A 20,413-nucleotide genomic window follows, 5' to 3' on the forward strand; every position below is an offset into this window, starting at 1 on the left:
GTCAGTCCTTTCCAGACCCCACCGAAGTGGACACGAGTTCCCGTGCCCGCGCCCGGGCCCAATCCTCCGCCGCGAGCACCTCGGCGACGTCGACCGGCTCACGCGCCCAGCCGTCCGCCTCCTGAAGCACCCGTTCGACAGTGTCCACGATGGAGGTGAACGCCGCGCCGCCGCCGAGGAAGACCGCGACCGCCTCCTCGTTCGCCGCGTTGTACACCGCCGGGAGGCAGCCCCCGCCGGAACCGGCCTGCCTGGCGAGCCGCACCGCCGGGAACGTCTCGTCGTCCAGCGGCTCGAACGTCCACGCCGTGGCCACGTCGAAAGTACACGCGGAAGCGGCGGCGGGAACGCGGTCGGGCCAGCCGAGGGCCAGCGCGATCGGCAGCTTCATGTCCGGCGGGCTGGCCTGGGCGAGCGTGGAGCCGTCGGTGAAGGTGACCATCGAGTGCACGATCGACTGCGGGTGCACCACCACGTCGATGCGGTCGTAGGGCACGTCGAACAGCAGCTTCGCCTCGATCAGCTCCAGCCCCTTGTTGACCAGGGTGGACGAGTTGATCGTGATGACCGGGCCCATGGACCAGGTCGGGTGCGCCATGGCCTCGCGCGCGGTGACGCCGGCGAGTTCGGCGCGGGTGCGACCGCGGAACGGGCCGCCGGACGCCGTCAGGACGAGCTTGGCGACCTCCTCGGCCCGACCGCCGCGCAGGCACTGGGCGAGCGCCGAGTGCTCGGAGTCCACCGGCACGATCTGGCCGGGCGCGGCGGCCTTGAGCACCAGCGGACCGCCCGCGATCAGCGATTCCTTGTTCGCCAGTGCGAGCGTCGCGCCGCTCTTGAGGGCGTGCAGCGTCGGCGCCAGGCCGATGGACCCGGTGATGCCGTTGAGCACCACGTCCGCGGGGGTGGAGTCGACCAGGTCGGTCATCGCGGTGGGGCCGGCCAGGATGCGCGGCAACTTGAACGCGCCCTGCGCGTAGCCGCGCCGCTGCGCCTCGGCGTAGAGGGCGAGCGTGACGTCCTCGACCGCGGTGGCCCGGGCCACGGCGACGGCCTCGGCCCCGAACTCGACGGCCTGGGCGGCGAGGGTCGCGGGATCGGCGCCGCCCGCGGCCAGTCCGACCACGGTGAAGCGGTCGCGGTTGGCGGCGATGACGTCGAGGGCCTGGGTGCCGACGGATCCCGTGGAACCGAGGACCAGAACCGTGCGTGGTGTGCTCATCACAGCCCATTGTTCCGGACGGAACCTGACAGCACTCACAGCGGTACTCGGGTAACGGAACGATAACGAGCGAGTGATGTCACCCGAACGTGGGCACTCCCTGATCAAGAGCCACGACGGATCAGCCCGTCGCGGCCATCAGGAAGGAGAGCCCCCGTGGGCATCTTGGGTTGGATCGTCCTCGGCCTCATCGCGGGTGCCATCGCCAAGGCCATCATGCCAGGTCGGGACCCCGGCGGCATCATCATCACGATGCTGCTCGGCATTGTCGGCGCGGTCATCGGCGGGTTCGTCGGGCGGGCGATCTTCAATTCCGACATCAGCTCGTTCTTCGACCTGAGCACCTGGCTGCTCGCCATCCTCGGCTCGCTCATCGTGCTGGGGATCTACCGCATGGTGACGGGCAGCCGAGCCAGGGCGTAACGCCTCTCGACATTCCGGAACCATTCCCGGAGTGCCCCCGCTGATCCGCCGGCGGGGGCACTCCCCTGTCCGCCCCCTGTGTTCGAACCCCTACGGCCTGGGATTCAGCCCGGCGTCACGTGCCAGCAGGGCCGCCTGGACCCTGTTGGTGAGCCCCAGCTTCGCCAGCAGCCTGCTCACGTAGGTCTTCACGGTCGCCTCGCTCATGTGCAGCCGCAGGCCGACGTCCGCGTTCGACATGCCGAGCCCGAGCAGCGCCAGCACCTCGACCTCACGTTCCGTGAGCCCTTCGACCTGGCGCATCGCCTCCTGGCGGCGAGGTTGCCCCACTTGGGCGACCATCCCCACCACCCGGCTGGTCACCATCGGTGACAGGTACGCCTCCCCCGCGTGCACCGCACGCACCGCGCGCAGCAGCTCCTCGGGGGCCGAGTCCTTGAGCAGGAACCCGGCCGCGCCGTCGGAGAGCGCCCGGACGATGTTGTCGTCCTCGCCGAAGGTGGTCAGCATCACGACCCGCACCGACGGCGCGACGGACTTCAGCTCACGGGCCGCCGCCAGCCCGTCCAGGCGCGGCATCCGGATGTCGAGCACGGCCACGTCCACCCGCCGTTCGAGGGCGATGCGCACGGCTTCCCGCCCGTCACCGGCCTCGGCGACCAGGTCGATGTCGTCGGCGGTGCCGAGGATGGCCTTGATTCCCGCGCGCATCAGCGGCTCGTCGTCGGCGATGAGGACCCGGATCACGTTCACATCCCCTGCAAGTGGGTGGACTTCTCGACGAGCTTGCCGTCCTTGAAGCAGAACCGCACGATCTTGGTCGCCCGCGAGGAGTAGGTCTGCTTGTCGGCCACGCGGTACTCGCACCTCGACCCGGCTGGTTCCGGTTTGGAATCGGACTTGATGTCGCCCAGCGGCGGCTCGGCGCCGCCCGGGAGCCGCCCCATCACCTCGGCCTCCGACTGCCCGACCGACACCGAGTCGTACAACTCGTCGGACACCACTTTGGTGACGGGCTGTGTGCCGAGCCACGTGTAGCCGCCGACGACCACGACCACCACGATCCCGGCCAGCAGGATCGAGCCGACGCCCGCCCACTTGCGGATGCCGGTGGGCTTGGCCGGTTCGGGCGGCTCTTCGTCGAACGGCTCGTCGCCCGCCGCGGCGGTCTCCTCGTACGGCAGCACGGCGGCGATCCGGTAGCCGCCGGTGGGCAGTTCGCCGACGTGCAGCATGCCGCCCGCGAGCCGGACCCGTTCACCCAGGCCGATCAGGCCGAACCCGGCTCCCTTGGGCAGCTTGACCCGCGGCGGGTTGTTGCGGACCTCCACCACCAGGGCGTCCGGCTCGTACTTGACGGTGACCTGGACGCTCGCGCCAGGGGCGTGCTTGTTGGCGTTGGTGAGGCCTTCCTGGGCGATGCGGTAGGCGGCGTGGCTGACCTTCACGGGCAGCGGCACGGGTTGGCCGCCGCGGACCAGGCTCACCCGCACACCCGCCCGGCGCGCGCCGTCGACCAGCTCGTCGACCGCGTCCACGGTGCGCCGCACCTGGTCTTCCTCGGGCTCCTCGTCACGTCGCAGCACGCCGATGACGCCGCGCAGTTCCTCCATCGCGGTGAGGGCGGCGCTGCGCAACACCTGCACCGCTTCGCGCTGGCGGTCCTCCAGGCCGGGGTCCAGCGACAACGCGCCCGCGTGCACGGAGATGAGGCTGAGCCGGTGACCGAGGCTGTCGTGCATGTCCTGGGCGATCCGGTTGCGCTCGCGCAGCCGCACCTGGCGCGACACCATCCGCCGCTCGCGCTCCACCCGTTCCTCGCGTTCCTGGAGCGCCGCGACCAGCGCGTTGCGTTGCGCGGCGTACCTGCCGATCAGGAACGGGAGGGCGATGACCATGCCGTAGACGGTGAGCATCACCCAGGAGCCGAACGGGCCGGACAGGCCGGGGCTGGACACGTCCCAGGCGATCATGTGGAGGGCGAGGGCGAGGACGGCGGTGCGCAGCGCCCGCTGCCACGGTTCGATCCGGTAGCCGGCGGCGTAGGAGAGCATGACGACCATCGCGATGCCGCCGTGCTCGGAGCTGAAGACGACCCACGTGCCGAGCAGCAGGGCGAGTGCCGGGAACAGCAGTCGGGCCAGGTAGAGGGCCACGTAGCCGGCTCCGACGACCACCAGCAGCCAGCCCGACAGGCGCCAGTCGCCGACGATCAAGCCGGGGAAGACGTCGAGGCAGAGGAGGACGAGGACCGCCAGCACCTCGCGCCCCACCCGCCAGAGCGTGATCCGGCCGAGGCGTTCGGCGTGGGTGCGCAGGAATGCGGCGGGCGCCTCCCGGAGGTCCGGCAGGACGGGCCGGAGCCGCTGAACGACAGACGTCACGGGCGACAACGTTAAAGAATCCCCTGGTCGCCGGCCGCGTTCATTGGTCTCGAACGTTCCCGACGAAAGTTGACGCAGGTCGGGCGGGCGAAGTGCCGCGCACCTCACGTCCGAGGTCGCGCGGGCGTGTGCGACGATGACCGGCGTAGGTGAACATGATCGGGCAGGAAGGTCGTGCGGCTGTGTCTTCGTCCTCGGAACTGGCCAAGCGTCGGGCGGTAGACCCCCACGAGGAGCCGTCGGCCGAGTGGGGTTGGCACGGCGGGTTCCCCAAGGGCATCAAGATCGCCGGCTGGCTGTCGACCCTGGGTGTCTTCTCCCTGCTGATCGGCAACCACCAGGGCCGCACCGAAGACCTCTGGGTCGTCCTCACCGGCATCACCATGGCCGCCCTCCTGGTCTGGGACCAGGTCCGCAGCCGCACCTCCTGGCGCCGCTGAGCACCGGGGTGCCCGGCTAAGCCGGCACCCACCCGATCCGGAACTCCACCGGCTTGCCTTCGCAACTCGCCCTGAGCGACTCGAAGTGGTGCCCGCCCATGTTGCAGCGGTAGAGCGGCGGTGTCGGCGGGCCGCTCAGCCCTCGGCGGCTAGCTGGCCGCAGGCGGCGGCGATTTCCTGGCCTCGGGTGTCGCGGACGGTGCAGGCCACGCCCTGGTCGTTGACCCGGCGGACGAACTCGCGCTCCACGGGCTTCGGCGACGCGTCCCACTTCGAGCCCGGCGTCGGGTTCAGCGGGATGACGTTGACGTGGACCAACTGGCCCAGGTACCGGCGCAGCAGCTTGCCGAGCATGTCCGCGCGCCACGGCTGGTCGTTGATGTCGCGGATCAGGGCGTACTCGATCGACACCCGACGGCCGGTCTTGTCCGCGTAACCCCGCGCCGCCTCCATGACCTCGGAGACCTTCCACCGGGTGTTGACCGGCACGAGCGTGTCGCGCAGCTCGTCGTCCGGCGTGTGCAGCGACACGGCCAGCCGCACCTGGAGGTTCTCCTCGGTCAGCTTCCGGATCGCCGGCACCAGACCCACCGTCGACACCGTCACCGAACGCTGCGAGATCCCCAACCCGTCCGGCGCCGGGTCGCAGATCCGGTGCACCGCGTCGACCACGCGACGGTAGTTCGCCAGCGGCTCGCCCATGCCCATGAACACGATGTTGGACAACCGCCCCGGCCCACCGGGCAGCTCGCCGTCACGCATGGCCGCCGCACCGCGCCGCACCTGGTCCACGATCTCCGCCGTGGACAGGTTCCGGGTCAGCCCACCCTGGCCGGTCGCGCAGAACGGACACGCCATCCCGCAACCCGCCTGCGACGAGATGCACAGCGTCGCCCGGTCGGGATAGCGCATCAGGACGCTCTCGACCAACGTCCCGTCGTGCGCGCGCAGCAACGTCTTGCGCGTCGTGCCGGCATCGGCCTCGACGCTGCGCAGCTCCGTCCACAACGGCGGCATGAGGTCGGCGACCAGGCGGTCCCGGGTGGCGGCAGGGATGTCGGTCATCGCGTCCGGATCGACGGTCAGCCGGCCGAAGTAGTGGTTCGACAGCTGCGCCGCGCGGAACGGCTTCTCACCGAGCGCGGCGACCGCCTCTCGACGCTGGTCGGCGGAGAGGTCGGCGAGGTGGCGCGGCGGCAGACCGCGCTTGGGCGCGTCGAAAACAAGGGGGAGGGCAGTCATAGCACCGTCCAGTGTCCCACGGCCACGGACCACGTCCGACCACGGCATGAGTGTGCGACGCCACCCCCGCGACCCACATCACCGTTGCATCGCGATACGTTCCGATATATCGTCGACATGTCACAACCGATCGACAAGAGGAGTACAGCGATGTTCTTCCCAGGACATGGCCCGCACGGGCACAGGCACCACCGCGAGCACGGCTTCGGTGAACCGGGACGCGGCTTCGGCGGCGGTTTCGGTCGGGGCGGCCCGTTCCACGGTCCCCCGATGGTGCCGCCGATGCCCCCCGAGCCGCCCGGATTCCCAGGTCGCGGCAGGGGTCGGGGCGGGGGCCGGGGCGGGGGCGGCAGGCAGCGCAAGGGCAACGTCCGCGCGGCGATCCTCACGCTGCTGGCCGAACGCCCCATGCACGGCTACGAGATGATCCAGGAGATCTCCGGCCGCACGGACGGGCTCTGGCGGCCCAGCCCCGGGTCGGTCTACCCGACCCTCCAGATGCTCGCCGACGAAGGCCTGGTCGCCTCGACCGACGAGGCGGGCGGCAAGAAGTTGTTCACGCTGACCGAGACCGGTCAGGCGGAAGCGGCGAAGCTCCAGGGCGTGCCGCCGTGGCAGCAGGTCACCGACGACCTCGACACGCACGCCGCGAAACTGCGCACGGCAGCACGCCACCTCGGTGCGGCGATGCAGCAGATGGCCCACGCGGGCACGCGTGAGCAGCAGGCGCGGGCCGTCGAAGTCCTCAGTGAGGCCCGACGCAAGCTCTACGCCATCCTCGGTGAGCTCGACGTCGAGGAAGACGACCCGGAAGAGTGAACCTCCGGCGGTCCAACCACCAGCAGTCGAACCACCGGCGGTGAACTACCAGCAGTCGAACCACCGGCAGTCGAACCACCGGCGGGTGGATCACCAGCGGTGATCTACCAGCGGTCGTGGACCAGCGGGCGGATCAGCGAGTCGTACACCGCGCGCACCTCGTCCTGAGCCGACGCCGACAACGGCGCGAGGTCGGCGGCGGCCGAGTTGGCACGAGCCTGCTCGGCGTTGCGCGCGCCGGGGATGACGACGGTGACGCCCGGCTGGTCCACGATCCACCGCAGCGCGAACTGCGCCATGGTCGCCCCGGCGGGCACGAGGGCACGCAGCCGCTCCACCGCCTCCAGGCCGACCTCGAACGGCACGCCGGAGAACGTCTCGCCGACGTCGAACGCGTCACCGTTGCGGTTGTAGTTGCGGTGGTCGTCGGCCCCGAACGTGGTCGACGCGGTGTACTTGCCGGACAGCAGTCCCGAGGCGAGCGGAACGCGGGCGATGATCGCCACGTCCGCCTCCGCCGCCGCGGGCAGCACCCGCTCCAACGGCTTGAGCCGCAACGCGTTCAGGATGATCTGGACGCTCGCCACACCCGGTCGGGCGATGGCGGTCAGCGCCTCCTCGACCGTCTCCACGCTCACGCCGTACGCGGCGATCCGCTTGGCCTGCACCATCTCGTCCAGCGTGTCGAACACCTCGTCGGTCGAGTAGACCGACGTCGGCGGGCAGTGCAGCTGCACCAGGTCGAGCGTGTCCACGCCGAGGTTGGCGCGCGACCGGTCGTTCCAGGCCAGGAAGTTGTCGCGGTTGTAGTTCTCCGGCGTCTGCTCGACCCGGCGGCCCATCTTGGTGGCCACCGTGATGCCGGCGTCGCCGCGCTCGCGCAGGAACTTGCCGACCAGCGTCTCGCTGCGGCCGTCGCCGTACACGTCGGCGGTGTCGAAGAAGTTCACGCCGGTGTCCGCGGCGGCGTGCAGCACCGCCAGCGCGTCGGACTCCTCGACCTGGCCCCAGTCCGCGCCGAGTTGCCAGCAGCCGAGACCCACGACGCCGACCTGCCGACCCAACCTGCCCGCGTTCCTGTTCTCCACGTGCCGAATCCTAGGCGAGCGCTTTCACGGCAGCACAATCCCGGCCGGCTTGCGTCTCACGTGCACGCGGTAGCCGACCTCGAACGACAGGCCGGGCGTGCACGCGATGGCCTTCTCCGCGACCGCTTTCGAGAACTCGATGCGCAACACGGCTTCCAGGTCCTCGCGGCGGTCGAACCGCCAGAGCGCGCGCACGCGACGCATCGAGAACCCCTCGGCGGTGAAGAAGCCCTCCACGGCCACGGGGTTGTAGCGGGGCTCGTCGGCGCACAACCACGGCCCGTACGGCTCCGCGAACCCGTCGAGGTCCACGATCGCCAGCGTGCCGCCCGGACGCAGCACCCGGTCCGCCTCACGCATGCCCGGCTCACACCCCGGGCCGAAGAAGTACGCCGTGCGCGCGTGCACCAGGTCCGCACTCGCGTCGCCCAGCGGAAGGCGTTGCGCCGGCCCAGCCACCGCCTCCGCGTTCGGCAGGTCCGCCACCCGCCCACGAGCACGCCGCACCAACGGCGGGTGCGGCTCGACACCCGTCACCGAACGCGCCGTCCGGGCGAACTCGGGCAGGTGGAACCCGTCGCCACAGCCGACGTCCACCACGTCACGCCCGGCCCAGTCGCACTCCTCGCGCAGCGCGCTCCAGATGGCGCCGTCGGCGTCCTGCGCCCGGTTCTCGATCTCGTAGATCTCCGGCCAGTGCCAGATGTTCGGGCTCGGCAGCACGTCGACCGGCCGGATGGCGGCCAACGCGGCGCGGACGAATCCCTTCACGCGACGACTGTAGAGCCGTAGCGTGATCGAATAGGAGCGGCTTGCAGGAGGTACACGGTGTCGATCGTCCCGAATTCTCCCGCGTTGGCCGAACTGCACTACGGCGCGCCGTGCTGGGTGGACATCGCCACCAGCGACCTCCAGGCCACGGTCGACTTCTACGCCGGTCTCTTCGGCTGGTACTTCTCCGACGTCCAGGGCCGCACGGTCGCGCTGGTCGACGGGCTGCCGGTGGCCGAACTCGTCGCCGCCGACCAGCCGAGCGCGTGGACGCTGTACCTGAACACGCCGCACGCCCGTGCCACCGCCGACAAGGCGCACGCGTTGGGCGGCACGGTGCTCGGCGAACCGTCCGACCTGGTCACGCTGCTCGCCGACCCGACCGGGGCGGTGGTCGGCTTCCGGCACGTGCCGGCCGACTGGGTGTTCGGCACCGTCGGGCACGGCGCGTACGCGTGGGCCGAGCTGAACACCCGTGACGGGCACGGGGCGGACGAGTTCTTCGGCGAGCTGTGCGGCTACGAAATCACCCAGATCGGTGACGGCAAGGCAGTCGACTACACGATCTGGGCACTGCACGGCCACACCGTGCTCGGCCGGCAGCGGATGGGCCGTGCGTTCGCGCCGGGCACCCCGCCGCACTGGATGGTGTACTTCACCGCCGCGCCGGAGATCGGCACGGACTCGGCCGCGTCCCGGGTGCTCGAACTGGGCGGACGCGTCACCGTGGAGCCGTACGACACGCCGTTCGGCCGGATCACGGTCGTCGCCGACCACACGGGCGCGGTGTTCTCGGTGATCGACCCATCCCGCACCACACCGCTGTCCGACGACGACACCGGCTCACGCGTAGACGACCCGTACGACGACTAGCGGCTGGACGAAGCGGCTAGACGAACACGTACAGCAGCAGCCAGGCCACCACGGCCGACGGCAGCAGCGAGTCCATCCGGTCCATCAGCCCGCCGTGGCCGGGCAGCAGCGTGCCCATGTCCTTGATCTTGAGATCGCGCTTGATCAGCGACTCGACCAGGTCGCCGGTCGTCGCGGTGACCACCAGCGCCGCGCCGAACAGCACGCCCTGCCACCACTGGCCGTCCAGCATCACGCCGACGGTGATCGCGCCACCGCCCATGCCCGCCACCATCGAGCCCGCGAAACCCTCCCAGGACTTCTTCGGGCTGATGGTGGGGGCCATCGGGTGCTTGCCGAAGAGCACACCGGCCGCGTACCCGCCGGTGTCGGACAGCACGACGCCGATCAGGAACGCCAGGACGCGGAACACGCCGTCGTCGGGCACGACCAGCATGACCGCGAACGCCGCGAACACGGCCACGTACGCGACCGTGAAGATGGACGCGGTGACGTCCCGCAGGTAGCCGTTCGAGCCGTCCTTGAGCCGCCAGATCAGGCACACCAGGATGGTCAGCACGAACGCGCTCAGCACCCCGTCGCGCCCGAACGGCCAGGCCAGCCACACCACGGCCTGCCCGCCCAGCAGCACGGGCACCATCGCCACCCGGATGCCCGCGCTGCGCTTGAGCGCGCCCGTCAGCTCGTACATGGACACGGCCACCGCGGCGGCGACGACGCCGACGAACAACTCGCGCACCGTCAACAGCGCGACAAGGATGACGGCGCCCATGCCGAGACCCACGGCGATGGCCGCGGGCAGGTTGCGCCCCGCGCGTGACACGCTCTTCTCCGGCGCGTCCTGGTCACCGCCGCCTGACACCTGGTGTGCTCCTATCACGGCCGCCGACCGGCCAAGCAATGCGCGCGGCCGGTGACCCGGACCCGCCGAACCGACGTGACCGACCTAGACCTCAAGCAGCTCGGCTTCCTTGTGCTTGACCAGGTCGTCGATCTGGGCGACGTACCGGTGGGTGACGTTCTCCAGCTCCTTCTCGGCGCGGGAGCCGTCGTCCTCGCCGACCTCGCCGTCCTTGACCAGGCGGTCCAGCTCTTCCTTGGCCTTGCGGCGGATGTTGCGGATGGACACCTTGGCGTCCTCGCCCTTGCTCTTGGCGACCTTCACCATCTCGCGCCGACGTTCCTCGGACAGCTGCGGGATCACCACGCGGATGATCGAGCCGTCGTTGCTCGGGTTCACGCCCAGGTCCGAGTCGCGGATGGCCTTCTCGACCGCGTTCAGCTGGGTGGCGTCGTAGGGCTTGATCACCGCCATGCGCGCCTCCGGGATGGCGACGCTGGCGAGCTGGTTCAACGGGGTCGGCGAACCGTAGTACTCGACCACGATGCGGGAGAACATCGAGGGGTTGGCACGGCCGGTGCGCACCGCGGCCAGGTCCTCCTTCGCCACTGACACCGCTTTTTCCATCTTCTCCTCGGCGTCGAGGAGGGTCTCGTCAATCACGACTGACTCCCTTGGTGTGCGCAGTTCGGCTCGAATCCCAGCAGGTCTAGAAGGACGGGCGACCACCGGGGGTGCTCACCAGTGTGCCGATCTTCTCACCACGGACGGCGCGGGCGATGTTGCCCTCGGTGAGCAGGTTGAAGACCATGATCGGCATGTTGTTGTCCATGCACAGGCTGAACGCGGTCGCGTCGGCGACGTTCAGTCCGCGTTCCAGCACTTCCCGGTGGGTGATGTTGTCGAACATCAGCGCGTCCGGGTCGGTCTTCGGGTCGGCGGTGTAGACGCCGTCAACGGCCTTGGCCATCAGGACGACCTCACAACCGATCTCCAGCGCGCGCTGCGCGGCCGTGGTGTCCGTGGAGAAGTACGGCATTCCGGCGCCGCCGCCGAAGATCACCACGCGCCCCTTGTCAAGGTGTCGCATGGCCCGGCGGGGGATGTAGGACTCGGCGATCTGGCCCATCGTGATGGCCGTCTGCACGCGGGTCTCGATGCCGTGCTCGCGTTCCAGGAAGTCCTGAAGGGCGAGGCAGTTCATCACGGTGCCGAGCATGCCCATGTAGTCGGCGCGGCTGCGGTCCATGCCGCGCTGCTGCAACTCGGCGCCGCGGAAGAAGTTGCCGCCGCCGATGACGACCGCGACCTGCACCCCGCTCCGGACGACCGCGGCGATCTGGCGCGACACTGTCTGCACGACGTCGGGGTCGACGCCGACACCGCCGCCGCCGAACATCTCGCCGCCCAGCTTGAGCATCACCCGGCGGTAGCCGTGTACGGGCTGGTCGTCGGCGTGATCCGCTTTCGCGGTGTCTACCTCTGCGCTCACAGGTCCTCCTCTGGACACGGCAAGGGCGGGGTCGCGACGTCTGCGCGCAACCCCGCCCTCACGCGAATCAGGCCTGGCCGACCTCGAACCGGGCGAAGCGGGTCACGGTGACCCCGGCCTCGTCCAGCACGGCCTTGACGGTCTTCTTGGACTCCGTCACGGATGACTGCTCCAAGAGCACGACTTCCTTGAAGAAGCCGTTCACCCGACCCTCGACGATCTTGGACAGCGCCGCTTCCGGCTTGCCCTCCTCGCGAGCGGTCTCCTCGGCGATGTGGCGCTCGTTGGCCACGATGTCCGCGGGGACCTCGTCCCGGGTGAGGAAGCGCGGGCGCATCGCGGCGATCTGCATCGCGGTGCCGCGGGCGGCGTCCTCGTTGTCGCCGGAGTACTCGACCATCACGCCGACGGCCGGCGGCAGGTCCGCGGCGCGGCGGTGCAGGTAGGTGGTCACGGTGCCGTCGAAAACGGCGACCTTGGCCAGCTCCAGCTTCTCGCCGATCTTCGCGGAGAACTCCTGCACGACCGCTTCGATGCTCTTGCCGTCGAGCTCCGCGGCCTTCAGGACGTCGACGTCGGCCGGGCGCGTGGCCTTGGCGACGGCGACGATCCGGGAGGCCAGCTCCTGGAAGTCGTCGTTCTTCGCGACGAAGTCCGTCTCGCAGCGCAGCTCGATCATCACGCCGTCCTCGGCCACGACGAGGCCGTTGGAGGTCGTGCGCTCGGCGCGCTTGCCGACGTCCTTCGCACCCTTGATCCGCAGGATCTCGATCGCCTTGTCGAAGTCGCCGTCGGTCTCCTCAAGCGCCTTCTTGCAGTCCATCATGCCTGCGGCGGTCAGCTCGCGGAGGCGCTTCACGTCAGCGGCGGTGTAGTTCGCCATCGTGCGATTTCCCGTTCCTTCTGCGGTCTGATCGTCGACTTCGCCGCTGAATCTGTCAGTCGGCTCGCCGACGTGGCTTGGCGCTGGGGTGGTGCTGTGCGCGCGCCGCGCCCACCGTTCACGGGTGGGCGCGGCGCGCGGTGGATCAGGACTGCGCGGGCTCGCTGCTCTCGGCGGCGGGCGCCTCGGCAGCAGGCTCCTCGGCAGCAGGCTCCTCGGGAGCGGCGGCAGCGGCAGCAGCGGGCACGTCCGCGCCCACCAGCAGCTCCTGCTCCCACTCGGCCAGCGGCTCGTCCTGGCCGGGCTCGGGCTTGTCCTCGCCCTCGGCGGCCTTGGTGCGGGCGCCGGAGCGCGCCATCAGACCGGCGGCGGCGGCCTCGGCCACCACCTTGGTCAGCAGCGCGGCGGACCGGATCGCGTCGTCGTTACCCGGAATCGGGTAGTCGACCTCGTCCGGGTCGCAGTTCGTGTCGAGGATCGCCACGATCGGGATGTTCAGCTTGCGCGCCTCGCCGACGGCGATGTGCTCCTTCTTGGTGTCCACGATCCACACGGCGCTGGGCACCTTGGACATGTCGCGGATACCGCCGAGCGTGCGCTCCAGCTTGTCCTTCTCACGGTTCATCATCAGGATTTCCTTCTTGGTGAAACCCTGGAAACCGCCGGTCTGCTCCATCGACTCAAGTTCCTTGAGCCGCTGGAGGCGCTTGTGGACCGTGGAGAAGTTGGTGAGCATGCCGCCCAGCCAACGCTGGTTCACGAAGGGCATGCCGACGCGGAGGGCCTCGTTGGCGATGGCCTCCTGCGCCTGCTTCTTCGTGCCGATGAACAGGATCGAACCGCCGTGCGCGACCGTTTCCCGAACGAACTCGTAAGCCCGGTCGATGTAGGTCAGCGTCTGCTGGAGGTCGATGATGTAGATGCCATTGCGCTCGGTGAAGATGTAGCGCTTCATCTTCGGGTTCCAGCGGCGGGTCTGGTGCCCGAAGTGCACGCCGCTGTCGAGCAGCTGCTTCATGGTGACGACGGCCATGGCCGGGTTCGCACCTCTTCGATCAGGCGCGCCGGGCTTCGAGGCCGGCACGCGTTCCGGTTCGTCGCGGCGGGCCGGGTCGGACCGCCGCCCTGGTGCCCTTGCCGTCGTCCGAACCGGAGGGTTTTCACCTCAGGACCGCCGGACGCCGTGACTCGGCCGTGGGAACGGGTCGGGTCTGCATTGGCACGCGAAGTCGTCCCGCACTTACACGGGCCGCGGACCGAGTGTACGCCGGTCAGGGGGAGAACAACGAACCGGCCCCGAGTTGTCCACAGGCCCCGAGGTTGTCCACAGTTCCGGAGAAGCCACTGGTAGCCCCCGGTCCGCGCCGGAACGCTGGACCCATGACTCCCACGATGCGAACACTGCTGGTCCTGGCCTTGACAGCTTTCCTGACGGTACCCCTGGCGCCCCTGACGGCGTCCGCGCGGGCCTCCCGTCCACCACGCTTCACCTGGCCCCTCGCGCCACCGCGCGAGGTGGTCCGCGTGTTCGAGGCCCCGGCGACCGAGTACGCCGCCGGGCACCGAGGAGTGGACCTGGCCGCACCCCCGGGCGCCGCAGTCCTCGCCGCGGGTGACGCGGTGGTGCTGCACGCGGGCCCGGTGGCGGACCGGCCGGTGATCTCGCTGTTGCACGCGGGCGGCCTGCGGACGACGTACGAGCCGGTGGAGGTCAGCGTGCGGAGAGGTCAGCCGGTGCGCCGGGGTGACCGGATCGGCACACTGCGCGCGGGTCACGAGGGCTGCCCGACAGAAGCCTGCCTCCACTGGGGCGCACTACGCGTAGTGCCCAGGCGCACCTACCTGGACCCGTTGCGCCTCCTATCCCCCGGCCCGGTCCGCCTGCTGCCAAGCGCGGCCACCACCCCACCCGGCCCTCAACCCACCCGCTCGCTGACCTCGCCCCGCCCACTAACCCCTGGCTGCCAACCCACTTGCCCCGGCCAGTCGCTAGCCGCCGGCCCTCAAAACCGACCCGGCCCCCGACCCGCCCGCTAGCTGGCCTCGTCCGGCCCACTAACCGCCGGCTGCCCAACCCACCCGGCTGCCGGACCGAGCGGCCCGCCCAATCGCCTCGCCGCCCGACCACCTAGCCGCCCGACCTCTCGATCGCCAGCGCGCCAACTGCCCGACCGTTGACCCGCCCAGCCCAACGCACTTGGTCGCTCGACCACCCGATCGCCTGGGCCGCCCGAACCACCCGGCCACCGACCTCGGAACCCCACTTGACCGCTTGGCCCGCTCTCGGCTCGCTTGTCCCGTCGAAGGTGGAGCCGCCGCCTGATCGCCGGCCGCTGAGCAGACCGATTCGCTGAGCGACCAGTCGCGTGAGCGGTCCGGTGGCTAGGCCTCCAGCTGTTCGTTCAGCTTGGTGCGCAGGCGCAACACCGCGCGAGTGTGTAGCTGGCAGACTCGGGATTCGGTCACGCCTAGGACCTTGCCGATCTCGGCCAACGTCAGGTTCTCGAAGTAGTACAGCGTGACCACGACCCGGTCCCGTTCGGCGAGCTGCGCGATCGCGTCGGCGAGCTGGCGGCGACTGTCCAGGTCGACCAGGGTCGCGATCGGGTCCTCCGCGCCCTCGTCCGGCAAGGACTCGGCCAGGGACGAACCCGCACCACCGGTACTCCGGCCCGCCGCGATCAGCTCGTCCAGTGCCACGACGCTGGTCAGCTGGAGCTGCGCGTAGAGCTCCCGCAGTTCACCAAGGCCGATCTTCAGCTCGGCGGCGAGCTCGCGGTCGGTCGGGGTGCGTTGGAACCGTGCGCCTAGGCGTTCAAGGGCGCGCTCGACGTCGCGGGCCCGGCTGCGGACCGAGCGGGGCACCCAGTCCTGCGAGCGGAGGTCGTCGAGGATCGCGCCGCGGATGCGCTGCATCGCGTAGGTCTCGAACTTCAGGCCCCGCTCGGGCTCGAACTTCTCGATCGCGTCGACCAGGCCGAAGATGCCGGACTGGATCAGGTCGCCCACGTCGACGTGCGCGGGCAGGCCGGTGCCGACTCGGCCCGCGACGTACTTCACCAGCGGCGCGTAGTGGAGCACGAGCCGGTCCCGGAGAGCTTGCTGTCGCGACTGGCCGTAGGTGTGCCAGAGCGCGATGATCCCGGCTTCCACGTCATCCGCGGTGCGCTCGGATGCCCCGTGGGCCGGCCTCCCCACGACCGCTGCCACGGCGTGCCCGTTGCGGGGTAGGTCGGCAGCGATGTCAGCAGCGAGGGGGTCGGGGTCGGAGGCAGAGGCGGGGTCGGGGTCGGGGTCGGGCATGGGATCACCGGGCAGGGGATCACCGGGCAGGGCGTCACCGGGGAGCGCGTCACCGGGCGGGCGTTCGTCAGGCAGGGCTGCGCCGCCGGAGGGGCGGAAGGGCTCGTCGGGTCGGGCCGCGCCGTTCCGAGGTTCGGCTCGTGGGGCTTCACCGCGCAGGTGCTCGCCGTCGACGCGGTGACCGTTCGTCCCAGCCGGGGTGCGCGCCGCCGACGAGGTCCCGACGTGCGCGGCGGAGGGAGAGGTCACGGTTGCGGTCCGCGAACCTCCCCCTGCGACGTCAGGAGCGGGGGTGGGTTCGGTCATGGATCGCCTTCAGCCGTTCGACGGTGACGTGTGTGTAGAGCTGAGTCGTTGCGAGCGTAGCGTGACCAAGAAGCTCTTGGACGGTGCGCAGGTCCGCTCCCCCTTCCAACAGGTGCGTGGCCGCGGAGTGGCGTAGGCCGTGGGGGCCGGTGTCGACCGTTCCCGGCACCCCGCCCACTACATCGTGGACAATCCGCCTGGCGGTACGCGGGTCGAGCCGGCCGCCTCGCGCACCGATCAGCAGTGCGCGTTGTGAACGGTCGTTGACCAGCGTTGATCGGCCGTGTTCCATCCAGCGCCGTACAGCGCGTTCGGCCGGAACGCCGAACGGCACGGTGCGTTCGCGCCTCCCCTTGCCCAGAACCCGAATCACCCTTTGGGAGTAGTCCACGTCGTCGAGGTCGAGACCGCACAACTCGGCGACCCGGACGCCTGTCGCATACAGCAACTCCACCACGGCTTGGTCACGGAGCGCAACCGGATCGCCCTGTTCCGCACCCAATTCGGCGGCGGCCATCGCCGCGCCGGCCTGGTCCGGCCGCAACACCACGGGAAGGGTCCGGTGGGGCCTGGGTGCGGCGAGGCGCGGCCCCGGATCGGTGGCTAGCAGGCCGTTCCGGGCAGCCCACGCGGTGAAAGTGCGGGCTGCGGCAGCGCGCCGGGCCATCGTCGTCCGGCTCGAACCGGCGGAATGCTGGGAAGCCAGCCAGGACCGCAAGCCGGGCAGGTCGATCGCTTCCACGGTGGCGTGCTCGGGCGACCCGCCGGCTAAGTGGACCAACAACGCGACCACATCGCCGAGGTACGCGCGAACCGTGTGCGGGGACAGCCCGCGCTCCATGGCGAGGTGGCGTTCGTACCGGTCAAGGGCTGTCGTCACGTCTCCGGGCAGCCCACGGCGCAGGCGGACAAGATCGACACGACGTGTCCGAGCGGGCGGCGGCGGGGACATACCCCTGACGCTGCGCCCTCAAGCGCCCTTGGTCAAGTATCGCCACGCCAACTCTCATTCTGGGAGCGCTTCCAACCTGTTTCGACCCGTTCGGCGAGACCGGCCAGTTCCAGTTGTGGCAGCAAAGCGCGCACCCGCGGCAGTTCGACACCGGACTCCACGGAGATCATGTCCGGACTGTGCCCGGACATGAGACCCAAGGCTTCGAAGACCCGCATCGCGTCACCCTGCGGCGGCCCGGTGTCGAGCTTCCGGTTCGCCTCGACGAGGTCGACGCCGAGCCGCCCGGTCGACTCGATGATCTCGGCGACGCTGGTGACCGGCAACGCGCTCCCCGACCGCAGCAACTCGTGGCAGCCCGACGAACTGGACGAGGTGATCGGCCCGGGCACCGCCATCAGCACCCGGCCGAGCGCCGCCGTCGACGCCGCCGTGTTCTTGGCCCCGCTCCGCTGACCCGCTTCGACCACGACCGTCCCCTCCGCCAGTGCCGCGATGAGTCGATTCCGGGTGAGGAACCGGTGCCGGGCCGGCGTATGCGTAGGCGGGTACTCGCTGACCAGCAGACCCTGGCTGGGAATGCGTTCCAGCAAGGCCCGGTGACCAGCGGGATAGGCGACGTCGACCCCGCACGCGAGAACGGCGATCGTCAACCCGCCGGCTGTGAGGGCACCCCGATGCGCGGCGCCGTCGATGCCGTAAGCGGCGCCGGACACCACCGTGACACCGGCCTCGGCCAACCCGTACCCGAATTCACCGGCGACGTGCTGCCCGTAGCCGGAAGAGGCCCGACTACCCACCACCGCGACCGCCCGTTCGGTGAGCGACGCGAGGCTGAATTCACCCCGCACCCACAACGCCAACGGCTCCAGCCCGCACCGCAACCCGTTCGCCGCGGCAATGGTCAACGCGTTGAAAGGCCACCGGGGCCACTCGTCATCCTCGGGAACCAACAACCGCCCGCCGACCTTGGCCGCGACCTCCAGGTCCCGCTCAGCCTGGTCAACGGCCCGCCGCGCCGACGTCTCGCTGTCGACCGCCACGGGAACCTCGCCGGACCGGACCAACTCCGCTGCCCGCACCGGCCCCACTTCGGCGATGAACCCGGCCAACGCCACGGCAGGCGGCTCGGCGACCCGTGAAAGGTAGGCGCGGGCGAGCCGGATCTCGTCGGTGCTCACGACATCCTCCGCTCACGGAACTCCAGCGCGGCAGCCACGTGGTCCGCGGTGGGCTGGTCGACTTCCGCCAAGTCGGCCAAGGTCCAAGCGACCCGCAAACATCGGTCGGCCCCACGGCCGGTCAGTGCTCCCTTGGCGAGCGCACGATCGACCGCCGACGTCGTCTCGCGGGGAAGGGCGAACTCCGTCCTCAACATCGGGCCGGGCACTTCGGCGTTGGTGAACCAGCCGTGCTCGGCCCAGCGTTCCGTTGCCCTGGTCCTGGCCTTGTGCACCCGTTCGCGGACGGTCGCGGTGGGCTCGGGGTCGGCGACGAATTCGCGGCTCATCGCGGTCAGCGGGCGCATCACCACCCTCAGGTCGACCCGGTCGAGCAAAGGGCCGGACAGCTTCGTCTCGTACCGCCTCCTGGCCGCCGGGAGGCAGATGCAGTCGATGTCCTTCGGCGGCGCGCACGGGCACGGGTTGGTGGCCATCACCAGCTGGAACCGGGCCGGGTAGCGGGTGATGCCGTCACGCCTGGCCAGGCGGACCTCGCCTTCCTCCAACGCCGTGCGCAGGGCCTCCAGCTTCCCGAGCCCGAACTCGCGCGCCTCGTCCAGGAACAGCACCCCTCGGTGGGCACGGCTCATCGCGCCCGGCTTGGCCAAGCCGGCACCGCCACCGACCAGCGCGACGATCGACGTCGAGTGGTGCAGCGACACGAACGGCGGGGCGGACACCAGTGGCGCCTCCGGTGTCAGCAGGCCGGCGATGGAGTGCACGGCCGTGACTCCCAGCGCCTCCTCCATGGACAGCGGCGGGAGGAGGCCGGCCAGGCGTTGGGCCAGCATCGTCTTGCCGGTGCCCGGCGGCCCGGTGAGGAGGATGTGGTGACCTCCGGCAGCGGCTACTTCCAGCGCCCACCTCGCTTCCGGCTGCCCCACGACATCGGCCAGGTCCGGGCCGTCCGGCGGCGGGGCGATGGTCGGCGGAGCGGTGTGGTGGAGGGTCTCCTGGCCGTTGAGCCACTCCAGGACGTCGGTCAAAGTGGCGGCGCCGTAGACGGTCAGACCTTCCACGAGAGCTGCTTCGTGGAGTGCGGCGACCGGGACGATCGCCTGGGTCAGCCCCGCTCGCCTCGCCGCCATCAGGGCCGGCAGGACGCCCCTGATGGTGCGCACCCTGCCGTCCAACGCCAGTTCGCCCAGGAGAACGGTGTCCGCCAAGCGGTCGCCCGGGATCACCTGGGCCGCGGCCAGGACCACGCAGGCGATGGCCAGGTCGTACCCGGAGCCGTTCTTCGGCAGCGTGGCCGGGGACAGGCCGAGGGTCACGCGTTGGGACGGCCAGTCGTGGCCGCTGTTCCTGACCGCGGCCTTCACCCGGTCCTTCGACTCGTGCAGGGCTGCGTCGGGTAGGCCCAGGAGTTGCGTTTTCACGGTCCCGACACCCACGTCGGCCTCGATCTCCACCGGCACGCCGTCCACGCCGAACAACGCCACCGACCACGTTCGCGCCAGTGCCATCACACACCTCGCAGGTGGTGCAGGCGGACTTTGCCGTCGGGCGGCCATTCGATCGCGATGACGTCGTAGCGGATGTCCACCCGGCCGACCCGGTGGGCGCTCAGCCAGCGCAGCGCCGATTTGCGCACCCGGTCGAGTTTGTCCGGCGTCACGGCTTCCAGGGCTGTGCCCCTGGTGGTTCCCGAGCGGCATTTCACCTCGACCACCACCAGGCGTGTGCCGTCCGTCGCCACGACGTCCAGCTCGCCCTCTTCGCACCGCCAGTTGCGGGCCAGGATCGACAGGCCCTGGTGCTCCAGATAACGGCACGCCGCGTCCTCGCCGCGCTTGCCCAGATCGGTCGCCGTGTTCATGCCCCACTCCTCCGGAATCGGTCTTGATCCGACCTTGCCGGGGTGGTGCGGGGCCGGCCACGGGCAACCGGCCGACTGTGGACAACTCGGCTGCCTGTGGACAGAGCCGGGCGAATTGTCGACGCCGAGTGGTATGGGCCGGGTGGTGGAGAGGGGGCCGGTTAGGTGTGGGGCCAGCTGGGGTATCAGGCCGGTTAGGTGTGGGCCAGTTGGGGTATCGGGCGGGCTAGGTGTGAGGCCGGCCAGGAGGTGTGGGGCCCGGCGGATATGGGCCGGAAAGACGCAAAGGGGCCTACCCAGTGGGCAGGCCCCTGCGACTCAGCGGGTATTCA

The 20,413-nt window shown here is 70.3% G+C and carries 21 protein-coding genes; 5 read left to right on the forward strand and 16 right to left on the reverse strand.

From position 1 onward, the window contains the following. Window position 1 precedes the first annotated feature (1 nt). Window positions 2–1,222, reverse strand: a complete 1,221-nt coding sequence (gene dxr, locus F4560_RS24985; protein WP_184923745.1) for a 1-deoxy-D-xylulose-5-phosphate reductoisomerase — start codon at window positions 1,220–1,222, stop codon at window positions 2–4. A 156-nt stretch (window positions 1,223–1,378) separates the two neighbouring features. On the opposite strand from dxr, the gene F4560_RS24990 reads away from it, so the two are divergent. Continuing rightward, the gene (locus F4560_RS24990) at window positions 1,379–1,645 is read left to right on the forward strand and encodes a GlsB/YeaQ/YmgE family stress response membrane protein (protein WP_184923747.1); all 267 of its coding nucleotides are present in this window, start codon (window positions 1,379–1,381) and stop codon (window positions 1,643–1,645) included. A gap of 90 nt (window positions 1,646–1,735) precedes the next feature. On the opposite strand, the gene F4560_RS24995 is transcribed toward F4560_RS24990, so the two are convergent. Together F4560_RS24995 and F4560_RS25000 are read right to left on the reverse strand one after the other, a co-directional pair. After that, window positions 1,736–2,392 (reverse strand): response regulator, encoded by a 657-nt coding sequence (locus F4560_RS24995; RefSeq protein WP_184923749.1) that lies wholly within the window; start codon window positions 2,390–2,392, stop codon window positions 1,736–1,738. Between the two features lie 2 nt (window positions 2,393–2,394). Beyond that, entirely contained in the window at window positions 2,395–4,029 is a 1,635-nt protein-coding gene (locus F4560_RS25000) for a sensor histidine kinase (protein WP_312869467.1), read from the reverse strand. 182 nt (window positions 4,030–4,211) lie between these two features. On the opposite strand from F4560_RS25000, the gene F4560_RS25005 reads away from it, so the two are divergent. Further along, complete coding sequence (locus tag F4560_RS25005) at window positions 4,212–4,469, forward strand: DUF2631 domain-containing protein (protein WP_312869468.1); 258 nt, start codon at window positions 4,212–4,214, stop codon at window positions 4,467–4,469. A gap of 135 nt (window positions 4,470–4,604) precedes the next feature. On the opposite strand, the gene rlmN is transcribed toward F4560_RS25005, so the two are convergent. Continuing rightward, window positions 4,605–5,711, reverse strand: coding sequence for a dual-specificity RNA methyltransferase RlmN (gene rlmN / locus F4560_RS25010; RefSeq protein WP_184923756.1), 1,107 nt, complete (start codon window positions 5,709–5,711; stop codon window positions 4,605–4,607). Between the two features lie 117 nt (window positions 5,712–5,828). Between rlmN and F4560_RS25015 the strand changes: the two genes are divergently transcribed. Further along, the gene (locus F4560_RS25015; protein ID WP_184923758.1) at window positions 5,829–6,530 is read left to right on the forward strand and encodes a PadR family transcriptional regulator; all 702 of its coding nucleotides are present in this window, start codon (window positions 5,829–5,831) and stop codon (window positions 6,528–6,530) included. 104 nt (window positions 6,531–6,634) lie between these two features. Here F4560_RS25015 and F4560_RS25020 read toward each other — a convergent pair whose 3' ends face one another. Together F4560_RS25020 and F4560_RS25025 are read right to left on the reverse strand one after the other, a co-directional pair. Then, window positions 6,635–7,618: an aldo/keto reductase gene (locus F4560_RS25020; protein ID WP_184923760.1), complete on the reverse strand. Its 984-nt coding sequence runs from the start codon at window positions 7,616–7,618 to the stop codon at window positions 6,635–6,637. A 24-nt stretch (window positions 7,619–7,642) separates the two neighbouring features. Continuing rightward, a complete protein-coding gene (locus F4560_RS25025; RefSeq protein WP_184923762.1) occupies window positions 7,643–8,389 on the reverse strand; it encodes a class I SAM-dependent methyltransferase in 747 nt (248 codons plus the stop codon). A gap of 57 nt (window positions 8,390–8,446) precedes the next feature. On the opposite strand from F4560_RS25025, the gene F4560_RS25030 reads away from it, so the two are divergent. Further along, window positions 8,447–9,262 (forward strand): VOC family protein, encoded by an 816-nt coding sequence (locus F4560_RS25030; protein ID WP_184923764.1) that lies wholly within the window; start codon window positions 8,447–8,449, stop codon window positions 9,260–9,262. Between the two features lie 16 nt (window positions 9,263–9,278). Here the strand turns inward: F4560_RS25030 and F4560_RS25035 are convergent, their stop codons facing one another. From F4560_RS25035 to rpsB, 5 genes are all read right to left on the reverse strand, one after another. Continuing rightward, complete coding sequence (locus F4560_RS25035) at window positions 9,279–10,124, reverse strand: phosphatidate cytidylyltransferase (RefSeq protein ID WP_184923767.1); 846 nt, start codon at window positions 10,122–10,124, stop codon at window positions 9,279–9,281. Between the two features lie 84 nt (window positions 10,125–10,208). Further along, window positions 10,209–10,766, reverse strand: a complete 558-nt coding sequence (gene frr, locus F4560_RS25040; RefSeq protein ID WP_184923769.1) for a ribosome recycling factor — start codon at window positions 10,764–10,766, stop codon at window positions 10,209–10,211. 46 nt (window positions 10,767–10,812) lie between these two features. Continuing rightward, window positions 10,813–11,523 carry a UMP kinase gene (pyrH, locus tag F4560_RS25045; RefSeq protein WP_221484624.1) on the reverse strand — a complete coding sequence of 237 codons (711 nt, stop codon included), beginning with the start codon at window positions 11,521–11,523 and terminating at the stop codon, window positions 10,813–10,815. Window positions 11,524–11,662: 139 nt separating this feature from the next. Further along, window positions 11,663–12,478 (reverse strand): translation elongation factor Ts, encoded by an 816-nt coding sequence (gene tsf / locus F4560_RS25050; RefSeq protein WP_184923773.1) that lies wholly within the window; start codon window positions 12,476–12,478, stop codon window positions 11,663–11,665. A gap of 145 nt (window positions 12,479–12,623) precedes the next feature. Continuing rightward, the gene (gene rpsB / locus F4560_RS25055) at window positions 12,624–13,511 is read right to left on the reverse strand and encodes a 30S ribosomal protein S2 (RefSeq protein WP_184923775.1); all 888 of its coding nucleotides are present in this window, start codon (window positions 13,509–13,511) and stop codon (window positions 12,624–12,626) included. Between the two features lie 491 nt (window positions 13,512–14,002). On the opposite strand from rpsB, the gene F4560_RS25060 reads away from it, so the two are divergent. Then, complete coding sequence (locus F4560_RS25060) at window positions 14,003–14,515, forward strand: M23 family metallopeptidase (protein WP_312869469.1); 513 nt, start codon at window positions 14,003–14,005, stop codon at window positions 14,513–14,515. Between the two features lie 345 nt (window positions 14,516–14,860). Here F4560_RS25060 and F4560_RS25065 read toward each other — a convergent pair whose 3' ends face one another. The 5 genes from F4560_RS25065 to F4560_RS25085 form a co-directional block, all read right to left on the reverse strand. Continuing rightward, a complete protein-coding gene (locus F4560_RS25065) occupies window positions 14,861–15,676 on the reverse strand; it encodes a FliA/WhiG family RNA polymerase sigma factor (protein ID WP_184929377.1) in 816 nt (271 codons plus the stop codon). 385 nt (window positions 15,677–16,061) lie between these two features. Then, window positions 16,062–17,039, reverse strand: coding sequence for a tyrosine recombinase XerC (locus tag F4560_RS25070; RefSeq protein ID WP_184923776.1), 978 nt, complete (start codon window positions 17,037–17,039; stop codon window positions 16,062–16,064). Between the two features lie 32 nt (window positions 17,040–17,071). Then, window positions 17,072–18,220, reverse strand: coding sequence for a DNA-processing protein DprA (dprA, locus tag F4560_RS25075; RefSeq protein WP_184923778.1), 1,149 nt, complete (start codon window positions 18,218–18,220; stop codon window positions 17,072–17,074). Next, window positions 18,217–19,728, reverse strand: a complete 1,512-nt coding sequence (locus F4560_RS25080; protein ID WP_184923781.1) for a YifB family Mg chelatase-like AAA ATPase — start codon at window positions 19,726–19,728, stop codon at window positions 18,217–18,219. Before F4560_RS25080 ends, dprA begins: the two co-directional genes overlap by 4 nt. Continuing rightward, window positions 19,728–20,081, reverse strand: coding sequence for a YraN family protein (locus F4560_RS25085; protein WP_184923783.1), 354 nt, complete (start codon window positions 20,079–20,081; stop codon window positions 19,728–19,730). The genes F4560_RS25080 and F4560_RS25085 overlap by 1 nt, the downstream gene beginning before the upstream one ends. Between the last annotated feature and the right edge of the window lie 332 nt (window positions 20,082–20,413).

This window comes from Saccharothrix ecbatanensis, from assembly GCF_014205015.1.
In the GTDB taxonomy this organism is placed as follows: domain Bacteria; phylum Actinomycetota; class Actinomycetes; order Mycobacteriales; family Pseudonocardiaceae; genus Actinosynnema; species Actinosynnema ecbatanense.